Origin of the sequence: Acinetobacter sp. yr461 (assembly GCF_900110445.1) — a bacterium.
Lineage (GTDB): Bacteria > Pseudomonadota > Gammaproteobacteria > Pseudomonadales > Moraxellaceae > Acinetobacter > Acinetobacter calcoaceticus.
Genome location: NZ_FODU01000003.1, coordinates 225,415 through 238,969, shown reverse-complemented (window position 1 = coordinate 238,969; position 13,555 = coordinate 225,415). Strand labels below are relative to the sequence as shown.

At 36.2% G+C, this 13,555-nt stretch carries 11 protein-coding genes; 4 read left to right on the top strand and 7 right to left on the bottom strand.

What is annotated here, in order from left to right; all coding sequences use genetic code 11:
• Positions 1-9: 9 nt before the first annotated feature.
• On the top strand, positions 10-1,380 hold the full coding sequence (gene accC / locus BMW38_RS07460) for an acetyl-CoA carboxylase biotin carboxylase subunit (protein ID WP_003652264.1): 1,371 nt from the start codon (positions 10-12) through the stop codon (positions 1,378-1,380).
• Positions 1,381-1,427: 47 nt separating this feature from the next.
• Here accC and BMW38_RS07455 read toward each other — a convergent pair whose 3' ends face one another.
• From BMW38_RS07455 to BMW38_RS07425, 7 genes are all read right to left on the bottom strand, one after another.
• Complete coding sequence (locus BMW38_RS07455; RefSeq protein ID WP_092706981.1) at positions 1,428-1,931, bottom strand: hypothetical protein; 504 nt, start codon at positions 1,929-1,931, stop codon at positions 1,428-1,430.
• A 156-nt stretch (positions 1,932-2,087) separates the two neighbouring features.
• Positions 2,088-3,254, bottom strand: a complete 1,167-nt coding sequence (locus BMW38_RS07450) for an MFS transporter (RefSeq protein WP_213031120.1) — start codon at positions 3,252-3,254, stop codon at positions 2,088-2,090.
• A gap of 526 nt (positions 3,255-3,780) precedes the next feature.
• Positions 3,781-4,809: a Csu type fimbrial protein gene (locus tag BMW38_RS07445; protein ID WP_092706979.1), complete on the bottom strand. Its 1,029-nt coding sequence runs from the start codon at positions 4,807-4,809 to the stop codon at positions 3,781-3,783.
• Entirely contained in the window at positions 4,800-7,208 is a 2,409-nt protein-coding gene (locus BMW38_RS07440; RefSeq protein ID WP_092707162.1) for a fimbria/pilus outer membrane usher protein, read from the bottom strand. Before BMW38_RS07440 ends, BMW38_RS07445 begins: the two co-directional genes overlap by 10 nt.
• 40 nt (positions 7,209-7,248) lie before the next feature.
• Positions 7,249-7,956 carry a fimbrial biogenesis chaperone gene (locus BMW38_RS07435; protein WP_092706977.1) on the bottom strand — a complete coding sequence of 236 codons (708 nt, stop codon included), beginning with the start codon at positions 7,954-7,956 and terminating at the stop codon, positions 7,249-7,251.
• Between the two features lie 83 nt (positions 7,957-8,039).
• Positions 8,040-8,570 (bottom strand): Csu type fimbrial protein, encoded by a 531-nt coding sequence (locus BMW38_RS07430; RefSeq protein WP_017392181.1) that lies wholly within the window; start codon positions 8,568-8,570, stop codon positions 8,040-8,042.
• Positions 8,571-9,104: 534 nt separating this feature from the next.
• Complete coding sequence (locus BMW38_RS07425) at positions 9,105-9,536, bottom strand: hypothetical protein (protein ID WP_092706975.1); 432 nt, start codon at positions 9,534-9,536, stop codon at positions 9,105-9,107.
• Between the two features lie 464 nt (positions 9,537-10,000).
• On the opposite strand from BMW38_RS07425, the gene BMW38_RS07420 reads away from it, so the two are divergent.
• From BMW38_RS07420 to BMW38_RS07410, 3 genes are all read left to right on the top strand, one after another.
• Positions 10,001-11,674: an FMN-binding glutamate synthase family protein gene (locus tag BMW38_RS07420; RefSeq protein WP_213031119.1), complete on the top strand. Its 1,674-nt coding sequence runs from the start codon at positions 10,001-10,003 to the stop codon at positions 11,672-11,674.
• Between the two features lie 210 nt (positions 11,675-11,884).
• A complete protein-coding gene (locus tag BMW38_RS07415) occupies positions 11,885-12,940 on the top strand; it encodes a linear amide C-N hydrolase (RefSeq protein WP_092706973.1) in 1,056 nt (351 codons plus the stop codon).
• 61 nt (positions 12,941-13,001) lie between these two features.
• Positions 13,002-13,505, top strand: coding sequence for a hypothetical protein (locus BMW38_RS07410; protein ID WP_092706971.1), 504 nt, complete (start codon positions 13,002-13,004; stop codon positions 13,503-13,505).
• Positions 13,506-13,555 lie beyond the last annotated feature (50 nt).

The window sequence follows — 13,555 nt, the reverse complement described above, 5'->3', positions numbered from 1 at the left end:
GGGACGTCTATGTTGCAAAAAGTTTTAATTGCAAACCGTGGTGAAATCGCTTTACGAATTACCCGGGCTTGCAAAACATTAGGAATCAAGACTGTTGGTATCTATTCAGATGCTGATAAGGACTTGATGCATTTACGTTTTGTTGATGAAGCAGTATGTATTGGTCCGGGCGCAAGTAGTGATAGCTATTTAAATATCCCGGCAATTATTACTGCTGCAGAAATTACTGGTGCTGATGCCATTCACCCTGGTTATGGTTTCCTTTCAGAAAATGCTGAGTTTGCTGAAATTGTAGAAAGTTCAGGCTTTACTTTTATTGGTCCTCGTCCAGAACATATTCGCCTCATGGGGAATAAAGTTTCTGCGATTGTTGCCATGAAAAAAGCAGGCGTACCTACTGTACCGGGTTGCGACCATGCCGTGACCATCCACAATGCCTTAGCTGAAGCGAAAGAAATCGGTTTCCCGCTTATTGTTAAAGCGGCATCTGGTGGTGGTGGACGTGGTATGCGTATTGTTGAGCGTGTAGATACGCTACTTGAATCAGTTCAAGCAGCACAACGCGATGCAGAAATGTGGTTTGGTGACGATACTGTATACATGGAGCGTTTTTTACAAAAACCTCGCCATGTCGAAGTTCAAATTCTTGGCGATGGTAATGGTCATGCGATTCATTTATATGACCGCGACTGTTCATTACAACGTCGTCACCAAAAAGTGCTAGAAGAAGCGCCTGCACCAAACCTGCCAGAACAAGCTCGAGCTGATATTTTAGAAGCGTGTGTTCATGCATGTCAGCTAATGCAATATCGTGGTGCTGGTACGTTTGAATTTTTATTTGAAGACGGTGAATTCTTCTTTATTGAAATGAACACTCGTGTTCAGGTAGAGCACCCTGTTACTGAAATGGTGACTGGTGTTGACATTATTGAACAACAGCTACGTATTGCAGGCGGCCTAGGACTAGAACTCCAACAAGAAGATATCAAAGTTCAAGGACATGCAATCGAATGTCGTATCAATGCAGAAGATCCAACAACTTTCTTACCTTCACCGGGTAAAATTGAAAGTTTCTATGCACCAGGTGGTGCTGGTATTCGTTTAGACTCTCATATCTATCCAGAATATAGCATTCCACCTTACTATGACTCTATGATTGCCAAACTGATTTCTCATGGTAAAGACCGTGAAACTTCAATTGCACGTATGCGTCAAGCGTTAGATGAAATGATCCTTACAGGAATAAAAACCAATATTCCTCTGCATAAAGATCTTATTTTGCAAGATAAGAGCTTCTGTTCTCAAGCAATGGACATCCATTACCTTGAAAAACACTTGTTAAAGCAATTGGAAGAAAAGAAGAAAGCTGAAACTGCATAATAAAAAAAGCCTCTTATAAATAAGAGGCTTTTTTTATATCTATTACTTTATGGTAGTACTCTACGCAAAGTCGCAAAACACTGCTCACCTTTAGCGGTTGAACAGAAGTTAATAGTATGATCATTTTTCCACTGTACAAAATATTGAGAAACATCACCTGTTTGATCTTGTTTCTGTCCAGAACAATCCATTTTATTATTATCAAATTTAATTTGCATGACTAAAGCAGCTAACTGCTCTTTAGGATCATCGGACGGTTGATATTCATATAAGCCATATGACCATTCTTGACCACTTTTGATCACTACATCATTACCACTACGGAAATTATAATATTCCACACATTTCTTATTATTTGGAATTTCCATTCCCCATAATCCCATAATTTCAGGACGCGTAACAATACGTATAGCATTAGGATTACTTGCTGTCCGAACGGGTTGTTCAGCTGGCTGCTGAGTCGCCGTTTCTGCCACAGCTAAACCAGAACAAGCCCACAATAATCCAATAATATAAATATTTTTCATAGATTTATTAATCATTAAACGCATGAACTTAAGTTAGCATATTTTTTGACAAATTCACTGGTTCATAACCATATAAAAACAATATTTTTCAACTGTAACGTGCTACAACAAGTCATCAAACAATTTTATATTTACTTGCTTTTTTCAATATAAATACCTTGTTTTTTCATTATTTCGAGCTTATGCCGTTGAGGAATCAATTTGTTTAGGAAGCCACATTACAAAGCATAAGCCTAAGAGTACAACCAAGCTGGCACACATAAAGATAATTTCACCGGAAAGAATTTTCCAAAAATGTCCAGCCAGAACACTACCAAAAGCCACACCTAAGCCCCACATGGTGCTGTAAAGAGCTTGTCCCCGCCCTTGTTGTCCAGCCGAGAAATTTTGAAAAATAACTCGCATCGCGATTAAGTGAAATAGACCAAAACTAAAAGCATGTAAACACTGTGCAAAAAGTTGACCAACAAAATAATGTGAAAATAGTGCAACTAACATCCAACGCATGCTCGTCACTAGTAAACATACAATCACTAAACTACGCCACGAAAAACGTTGAAAAATCTTTGGAGCAATTGAAAACATAAAAATTTCTGCAAAAACCCCTATAGCCCATAAAAATCCAATTTCAGTCGTACTAAAATTCAAAGATTTCAGAAAATTACTATAAAAACTATAAAAAGGTGCATGTGAAAAAAGTAAAATAAATTCAATTGTAAAAAATGCAGCTACTGTCGGGCGTTTAAGCACGGGAAGTAAAGGCTCTAACTGCTTTTGTGAGGTAGGCGCACCATCCGGTTCTCGAATTGTGAAAGACCAGATAAATGCCAATGAAGCAATAATTAATAATAAAATCGGAAGCATCGAAATAGGTACTATTTCTAGAAGTGCACCAATAACGAAGACACCTACAATGAATCCAACAGATCCCCACTTACGGATTTTTCCGTAAAGTTTAGCTTTTTGATCGCCCAACCAAAATAAAGTAACCCCTTCAAATTGAGCTAAAATAGCATTTTGAAAGAAGCTAAAAATAAGCATGAGTAAAGCAATCGATTGAAAAGTATTTGGAACTATAAAAATAGCCAACCATATACATGATTCCATCCAAGTCGCCAACCGTACTAATAACATTCGCTTACCAGATTTGTCAGCAATCCATCCCCATACCAAAGGTGCGAAAAAACGCGTTACAATGGCAATTGATGATAAAACACCAATTTCTTGATAATTAAACCCTTGATCTTGAAGATATAAATTCCAGTAAGGCATAAATGTGCCAACAATGGAATAATAAAAGAAGTAGAATCCGCCGAGTCTAGTTTGGATTGTAAGTGGTCGGAACAAGTGGTAAACCTTTGTATTTTCAATAGGTTAAAATTCGAGATAATTGTATATATCAAAACATCCCAACCCTACAATTCTAACACTTTGTTTTACAATACAAATAACTAATTTATTAATAACCAGCTTTTCCTTTAAAAGCTTTTTTTATTGATAAGAAAGATTAAATAAAGATAAGAGAACTGTAATTTAATTTGTACAATATGTTAACTTGTGTAAAAATACATTTAATATTCATAAGGTATTTAATCATCAGATGTTTTTTCTTATTTTCTTAATTTGCCTTTTTCTGTTTTTACTTATCCTAAAACAACATTACCGTTAACCGTCTTTTTTCAACTATCTTTTCTTTAAAAGCTTTTCTACTTCCTTTAAATTAGAACAATTAAAAATCAAATTTATAGACATCACTCTTTAGAACTAAATTTTCAAATTAAGCTTAGCTTAAATATTGAATATCAAACTCACGGATATTCACATTACCAACCCAGCACCAGAAAGATACTCAACATTAAATTCAAAAATTTAATCAATAAGTTACAGTAACAATAACACTATCTGAGTAGTTACCGGGAATCGTTGAAATAGTAGTACCTTGTGGAATTTTTCCATACACATTTGTGCTTTGAGCACTCCCCGATCCCGTCTTGGAAACACCTCCAGAACCTCCAACCGCGGTTACACCACCTGTAGTATCCCATACCGTACTATAAGTCGAGTTCTGATATAACTGATAGGGAATATATTGACTACTACCATTTGTCATACGTCTAAAACCACCAGCAATACGGTTATTTCCATCCCCCAAGTAAATACTGTATGGCGTTCCATTGTTACAAGTCGTATTCACTGCACCTTGCGCAGTGTAATCACGACTAGTCGAGCCAATATCATTAATATTGCCAAAATCTACATTTGATGTTGAATCTAATTGGCATAAACTCGGTACAACATAATTAGCTGTTATAGTGGCATTACCTGAATCCCAACCGCCTCCGCTATTACCTTCACAGACAGTGCTAGAGCTTGCCTGCATGTCCCAAAAAAGCTGAACCGTACCAGTATATGTGCCTTTAGGATATGCAATGAGCGAACCAGTGCGGGCTGGTACTTTTACATTTACAGAGTAACTAATAATATTATTTGAAGCGACCGTTCTCACTGGTCCATACCAAACATTTGAGGTCTGATTTGTGGTAGAAGAACCTGCGCCACCCACAGTTGCAGTGACCGTATAAGGTAATGAAATGCTGTTATTGGCGTTCGTAGTTCCCGTAAATACGGTTTTCATACACATATAAGCTGAAATTTCAGGAGTAGTACGCCCCCCAAGACAGCTAATCGTGCCAGAAAAGTTGATGTTTGCATCACTATTAATTGTGGCAGCCGTATAGGTATACGTACTATTAGTCGTTCCCGTTACCGTACAAGCAGCATGTGCAGAGCTAAAAAATGCATATAATATAAAAGACAGAACAATTGCTAAAATATACTTTATGGCCAATGAAAACTTTTTACTCTTCATCCAAAAACTATGATTCGCAGTAGTTATCGACATACATAAGGCCCCAATTTTTTAGCACTGTATTGCTTATTTTCATATGCAAAATTAACTTGGCATGAACCATGATCCAGAAGATCGACTTCAAGTTTGTTTTGTTTTAATAGATTTGGAATAAATACTTCACCGTCGTAGCCAACTACCCCATCTTGCTGTCCATTAATTCGAACGCTATAACCTGGTAATAACGCTGAGTTATTCGAATCAACAAGTTTTACTAACCCTGAAATAACCTGATGAGCACCAAAGCCTACTAAGGTTCCTTGGCGATAACCCACAAATGCTGTTTGGTTAGTTGAAGTAACATCCCATTCTAAAGGTAAATATGATGGATCTAGGTAGATATGATGAAGCTGATAGGGTCTTAAATTTGAAATTAAGAATCGACCGGTTCGATCAGTCGCTCCTAAATTGACTCCACCATTTAGAATTTGGCTTTGCGGTCCAGCATTGATCACAACTGCGTAGCCGTCTCCAATTTCATTGGCTGCAAAAATCCGCCCTGCTGCTGCAACCAACGATCCTGTCGCTGAAAGTGCAACCTGATCGTTCTCTCCTATTTTGTTATATCGACCTGTCAGATAAGCAGCACGGGCACGGTAAGATGCATAGATAGATGCATTGTTTTGATTGGCATCCTGATCATGCTCAACATAGCCTCCCCATCCAAATGCACCGATTTGTGGGTCACTAAATCCATTTATTTCTTGTCTATATGTTGTTTTACCACTTTCATTAGAAATACTTGTAATCGTATTAACTCTAGTAGATGGTGTATAACGCAGTGCAAAGTAAATGCCATAGTCTTTGTGATTTTCATAATCTTTATACGCTGAGCTATAAAATCCCCAGTTCTTGTTCAGACTTCCGCTTAAATTGGCAGAGACTAACTTATAAGAGTTGTCGCTAAATTTGATCTGGTTGTAACCCAGATAAGCCCCATAGCCTTCATAAAAATTATAGTTAATCCCTGCCCTAAGAATCTCATCTGCTAGCGCACTATAGCTCAGATAGTTTTTGGGTTCAGCATCGGCCTGATTATCTTTTAAATATCGAACTTGGGACACACGGGCAAGGTCAAAATAGTTATCGAATACTTTACGGTAACTGGTATTAAATGAAATATTCTTACTGATACGCCCTTCTAAACCAACCAAGGCAGAATAACCGTTTTCATCTTTATATTGGCTTGCTGCAATATCAGCATTAATTACCCCAAAACCAAACAGGTTTTTGGCAAAACCAGTGCCCAGATTTGATAGCCCATCTGTAGAAGCTTCTGCACCACCACTTAAGGTCAGCGAGTTACTGTAGCCGTATCGAATCGCACCTGATGCAAAAGTAGCATCATCATAATCGTTTGAATACAACCCATAGTTATAACGTGGAACCCCGACATCTACTGAGAATTCATTGATGCCTTTTGCCAAAATTTTAGATGAAAAATAGTAAGCCTGTTTGGTAATGCTCTGCTGACCCGTCGCATCAGTGGTCACAAGCGTGACTTCATTACCCGAAATAAACGGTAGCTGCTTAATGTCAAACGGACCTGAGGGTACAAGCCCTGAATAAATCTTTTGTTGGTTGACATATAAATCCAGTGTCGAAGGCAGTGCAGCCGAGCCAGAAAATTGTGGTAATGCCGAAGTGACAATATCACCACGTTGAGTATAAGCACTCGACCACTGAAAACCCGCAAGGCGCACACTACTCCCCCAGTCAGAACTATTGGAAATAAAGTCCCCTAAGGTATATATCCTGATCTTTTCAGGGTCTACATACTGCCACTTACTCTCTAGGCGCACCCACTTTTCATGGCTATAACTAGTTTCATTACTACCGTTATATAAAATGCCTGAAGAAAAATTACCAATAGCGCTGTTAAAAATCCCTTCTGCCGAACCGGAGAAAACATTCTCGTCATTAGTCAGGGTGTGATAGAGGTTATAGTTCAGAATAGCCGCATTTAAGGGCTCCATTTTCAGTAAATGAGGGCTCGTGAGCTGCTGACCATTTAAATCAACTGAATAATCCGCCAACATGTTTGAAGGAATTTGTAAATTTAGAGACTGCTCGTTCTCTAGATATTTAAACTGGATTTCTTTTAGCTCATTAATACACACCCATTGGCTATCTGGAGTGTGTTCATCTATTTTTACCCTTAAAACTTTTAAATCACGAGCACGAATATACAGCTTTCTATCTTGATCTTGGTGTACCGAGATTAAATCTGTTGAAATATTCGAGTTAATAGAAATCTTTAAAAAAAGCTGTGTGTACGCCTTATCAGAACTAAACACCTGATGAGAAGAGTTTGTAACTTCCGGAATACTTGGTAAAGCAATATTGGTGTTATCTTGCAATGATTCAGCAAAAGCATGAATCGGCAAGTACATAACACATAAGGCACTTACGAGATATTTCATATGTGCCTCTTTAAAGAGATGTTTGCTTACCGTTAATATTCAATGAAATATTATATTTATGATCCGTTTGAAATTTAAAATCAGGGCTAATATTAAAATTTCTTGCTTTGCCAGCAAGAATATAACCATTCACCGTATTTACTTTAATCGGATAGCTTTTATTTGCTGTCACATCAACAAGCGTTAAATTATTTAAAAGTGCATGTCGATTGCCAACATTGCTAATCATAAGAGAAGAAGTATTTTGCTCTTGTTGAATTGACCAATTGAGTTTAGTAATTGCATCTTTATTTACGACAAATAGAGGCAATGACGAACGTAGTAGGACGTTAATCCCTTGATCCGCTTTACGGTTATCAATCGGTTTTGGTAGTTCATCAATAATAATACGGTATGTTTGCTCACCAGAAACGGGTGCTGGATTAATTCTAACTACACGTAAGTTATAAGAATCATTAGGTTGTAATTTTAAAAACGGGGGGCTAACCGCGATCTCATCTGTAGGTATCAGTTGATCTTGCCCAGCATTTTGGCGCCATTCAAATACACGTACCTGCAAATCAGTACTTTCATTTGACTGGTTATATAAACTGATTGAGGATGCCGATTGATCATTTAATATTTCAATACTTACAGGCGAAAGACGAATTGATGCAGCGTTCAGCATACTAGGCAAAAATAACAATAAACTTGTAATAACAAAGATATTTTTTCTCATGATTTGCCCAGAACTACTTTTCTCAAATTAGGCTAGCTCTCTGAATCAAGAGCTAGCAATGACACAATAAAACTTATTAAAAATTAATAAGTCACTGTTACAGTTACAGTGTCAACATAGCTACCTGCACTTGGCAAAGTTGAGCCAGCAGGGATACGACCATAGACGTTAACTGCTTGTGGCGCACCAGTACCAGTACCACTATATGCAGTCGTTGAAATACCAATTGCTGTTGCACGGTTAGTGTCAGAGAAGAGATTGTAAGGAATAAATTCGTTGCTTGTTGCGCCACCAATCATACGACGTTGGGTCGTTTGAGCATTTTTGCCGGCATCAAAAGCCAAAGTCCATGGCACAGTGTTGTTACATAAAACTTTGATGGCTGTACCACCTGTCGTTGTAGTGTCTGCATCGACGTTGCTAGCAAGAGAACTTAAAGTACCAAAATCTAAAACTGCGTTAGCTGTTGTACCTGTAGCTGAAGTATTCAATACACAGCTATTTGTAATTGTTGCTTTAACAGTCAAGGTGCCTGTTGCTGTTGCAGCATTTGCGGCAGTGATAGACATTAAACCCATAGCAATTGCTGGTAAACAAATGAGAGACTTTTTCATGGTAAAAAACCTTTTTTACATTACGCCAATAAAATTAATAGATGTAAAAACTAGCCTTCCCCATCACAATCACTAGCTTTTCTGATTGTTTTTTCAAAGCATTATTTTTTTACTCTACTGACCGCGCATAATACAAAAAAACAACAAAAACACTAACATAAGTTTCATTTTAAATATCAATTAATAATTCAACTTCTGATGAATTTCTCAATTAGAAAAATTTTTATGTTTTATTACACTTTTTATATGAATTTTCGATACTTCTATTCAGCTTTTATTAGTTTTACTAAAAAAATGATAGCTTTTCATTAGTTAAAATTTACCATAACTTTTGATATTTTATAATTTTTTAACCTTTGGTCAAAAAAACAAGAACAAAAAGTAAGCTACTGATTGTTCTATATATTTCAAATGAATAAGAAAATAATATTTTATGAATAAGAAATCTAAGTAATTTATAGCAGTTCTAGGATTTTTTTTAAATTTTCAGTAATTAAAACAACTTATCACCTACCAAAAGAAGTTAGCATTAACTTAACTACTTCTAAAAATTAGATGAAAAAATAAGCCAAGAAATCCACCAACCATAGCAAAACCTAACTGTATATAAGCTTTGCCATACCAAGCCAGTTCCCTAAATTGATAGTCTGCACTGCTAGAGTTGATCACAAACATATTCCTAATATCCCAACTATGAAATCCTTTGGGTCTTTCAGCAAAAAAATCTAAAATAGGTGTAAATCCCAAAACAAATACAATGCCAAGTAAGGGATAAACGATACATCCCGGAAAAATAGGATTATTCTTTCGTTCCATAGAGTCAAAGATGATAGCCGCAGCTACTAACAAACTTTGTATTAGAACGACTCTTTTAAAAGTATCTAAATCAAAACCTAAATAGAACATTAAAGTTAGGAAAAAGACTCCAGTTAGAAGAATAGAGCATATTAATAATTTCCAATTCATTTCAGTCCTTAAATAATTTTTAGAATCTTATATAGTTGTAGTAATGTCTATTAAAAAATATTATTTCAATTTATTTATATTAGCAAAAAACAATTAAATAGCACAGCCTTAATTAAACCAAAAATGTACAAATAGTATTCAAATATTTTTTATTTTTAAATAAATCTAAATTTACATTTAGTTTGTATATATAGATTTTAGAAAATGATTTAACAAAATATATTTTTTAGTACAGCTAAACATTTATAAAATCCATTAATTTTATAATTTATCTTAATGCTAAAAAATTCAGATTAAATATTATTTATAGTCAAAATACTTTCTATTTAAAAATATATTTCTAAATCGAGCGAACCTTTGAATGTACTCTTTCTTATCTCCTAAAACTAACAATTCCATACTTGTAGTTTTACTTGCTTCTTGGCAAGGTATGTGCCAGTAAAACATTAGGAATTTGTTCCAATATGGCGAGTCCAGCACAAATCATTCGACATAAATTTCTCAATACATTCTTTTCACGCCATTCTCTCTGGTTCTTATGTATTTTTACTGCACTCAGCATTACGTGGTTTCGAACCGTATATACGCCTCATAGTATCTATTATTTTATTTCAGATACTCTACTTAACGGTTTATGGGTGCTCACGGGTACACTAAGCTTATTAGGCCTTTATGATGTTTTGCAGAATAAACATTCAATTTTAAGAAACTACCCAATTATGGGGCATTTCCGTTTTTTGTTTGAAGATATACGCCCAGAAATTCGTCAATACTTTATTGAAGCGGATCAAGATGCTCTGCCTTTTTCTCGTATGCAAAGAAGTCTAGTTTATCAACGCGCTAAAAATGAAAATGCAGATAAACCTTTTGGTTCAATCATTGACGTTTATCAAGAAAACTATCGCTTTATTGTCCACTCAATAAGCCCTTGCCCACCAGCAGATCCAAAGAGTTTCCGTATTCAGGTTGGTAATGCACAATGCCTTCAACCTTATAGCGCATCAATCATGAACATCTCTGCCATGAGCTTTGGTAGTTTAAGTGCCAACGCAATTCGTGCGTTAAATAAAGGTGCACAGTTAGGTGGTTTTTATCATGATACTGGCGAAGGTAGTTTAAGCCCTTACCATCTAGAAAATGGCGGTGATATTGTTTGGCAAATTGCCAGTGGTTATTTTGGTTGCCGTACCCTAGACGGAAAATTTGATGAGCAAAAGTTTGCTAAACAATCTCAATTACCACAGATCAAAATGATTGAGCTGAAGCTTTCCCAAGGTGCAAAACCGGGCCATGGCGGTATTTTACCTAAGCATAAAATTACCGCAGAAATTGCCGAAATCCGTGGCGTTTCGCGCGATCATGACTGTATTTCTCCTGCAAAGCATTCTAGTTTTTCTACCCCAATTGAAATGATGCATTTCTTACAGAAGTTGCGCACATTATCTGGCGGTAAACCAGTTGGTTTTAAACTGTGTATTGGTCAGCCTTGGCAATTTATGAGTATTGTTAAAGCAATGCTTGAAACAAAAATTGTTCCTGACTTTATTGTAGTTGATGGTTCTGAAGGCGGTACAGGCGCAGCACCAATTGAGTTTAGCGATAATATTGGTACACCATTACGTGAAGGCTTGCGTTTTGTCCATAACACGCTTGTCGGCGCAGGGCTAAGAGATCAAGTTAAGATCGGTGCGAGTGGTAAAATCATTAGTGCATTCGATATTGCCAGTACTTTTGCACTAGGTGCAGATTGGGTTAATTCAGCACGTGGTTTCATGTTTGCTGTTGGATGTATTCAAGCACAAAGCTGTCACACTAACCAATGCCCTGTAGGTGTTGCAACTCAAGATAAAGACCGTCAAAAAGCCATTGATGTACCGACCAAATCAGAACGAGTATTTAATTTTCATAAAAATACCTTGCATGCTTTGTCAGAAATGATTGCTGCGGCTGGTTTACGCCATCCTTCAGATATTAAAGCCCACCATTTGGCTCAGCGAGTAAACGATCGTGAAATTAAGAACTATGCTCAATTGCATTTTTTCTTAAAAGAAGGTGAACTTTTACAATCTGAACTTAATAACGACGATGATAATTTTTATTATCGAATGTGGAATATGGCTGATGCCAATCATTTTTGATTTATATTAATCCTATAATTTGAGCATTACATTCATAGTGTGATGCTCTTCCATATTTAAAACTAATATGTGATTTTTGATTAAATTCGACTCTCCTTTTAATTTGTATTTAATCGATTTTTCACCTAATATAAAAGTATAAATAACGTACAAATTTTAATTTTATTTAATAAAAACTTTTTAATGCTTATAACAAGAAGGTATCTCATCATGTTGAAAAAAACATTCATCTCTTCTTTTGTTGCACTGGCGATAGGCTTAAGTAGCTATGCTGTTGCTTGTACACGCGCTGTATATTTGGGCAATAACCAACATATTATTACTGCTCGTTCGATGGACTGGAAAGTTGATACGGGTACAAATTTATGGATTATGCCAAGCGGGGTTACCCGTGATGGTAGTGCAGGCTCCAATTCAATAAAATGGACATCTAAATATGGAAGTGTGATTGCTACAGGTTATGAAGTTTCCACAACAGATGGCATGAATGAAGCTGGATTGGTTGCCAATATTTTATGGTTAGTGGAATCTCAATATCCAGATGTGAAAAAAACAGATAAGCCTTTACTCAGTATTGCAGCTTGGGCGCAATATGTACTCGATAATTTTGCAACTGTAGATGAGGCTGTTAAAGCTTTAGAAAAAGAACCTTACACCATTGTTACCGACAATGTTCCAGGTGAATCAAGGCTTACCACCCTGCATTTATCTATTTCTGACAAAACAGGTGATAGCGCAATTATTGAATATATTGACGGAAAGCAGATTATTCATCATAGTCGCAGCTATCAGGTCATGACTAACTCGCCTACTTTCGATAAACAACTTGCACTTGCCGAATATTGGAAACAAATTGGTGGAACGATCATGCTTCCTGGTACAAACCGAGCATCTGATCGCTTTGCACGCGCATCTTTTTACATTAATGCAATTCCTAAAAATGATGATAGTAAACAGGCTCAAGCCTCTGTATTTAGTGTGATTCGAAATGCGTCTGTTCCCTATGGACTAAATACTCAAGAAGAACCTAATATCTCTTCGACTCGCTGGCGAACTGTGGCCGATCATAAACAGCTGCTCTATTTTTTCGAGTCTGCCCTATCACCAAATGTGTTTTGGGTTGACTTAAAAAAGATTAATTTTAAAGATGGTAAAACGCGTAGACTTGATTTAGGGCCCGATCAAAGTCATATCTATGCAGGTGATGCTACTTCTTCCTTTAAAATTGCAAAACCATTTGTATTTTTAAGCCCAACTACACGTTAATTTATGTCAAAATTATTGGTCTTAACATAAATAATATTAAACATACTATCTTGGAATTTATATGATGAAGAAATCTCTACTCTTATTGAGTTCTTGTCTACTTACAACGGCTTGCAGCACCACACAATTTGGTACAGATAAAGCAACAGTTCCTACAGTAGTAAAGACAGCTGGTCAACTCAACTGTTTACCAACTGAATTATGTCCTAGTTTGCTCGTTAAATGGAACGAGAATCAAAAAGATCAGCTGCGTGTAGATGTTCATTTAAGTAGTAGTTATAACTTTTATGATATTAACGAGTTAATATTTGATATTGATGGCAAACGATTTACTTATCAACCCGCTCAAGCGACTGAAAAAACGAATGTAAGTCGATTAGTACCTAAACATTCAACAACTTTCTTTATTATTCCAAGCCAATTCTTGCAAGAGTTTAAAAGTGCTCAAAATGTAAACGTTTTGATAAAAACGGATAAAGGAACGATTGAACGCAATATGTATAGTCCACAAAAACAATCTTCAGTTTATAAAAACTTTATTCAGCTTTATCAAAATTCAAAATAAAGCAGATAGATTAAGCCATGCATCTATCCAGAATTATTGGATAGATGCAT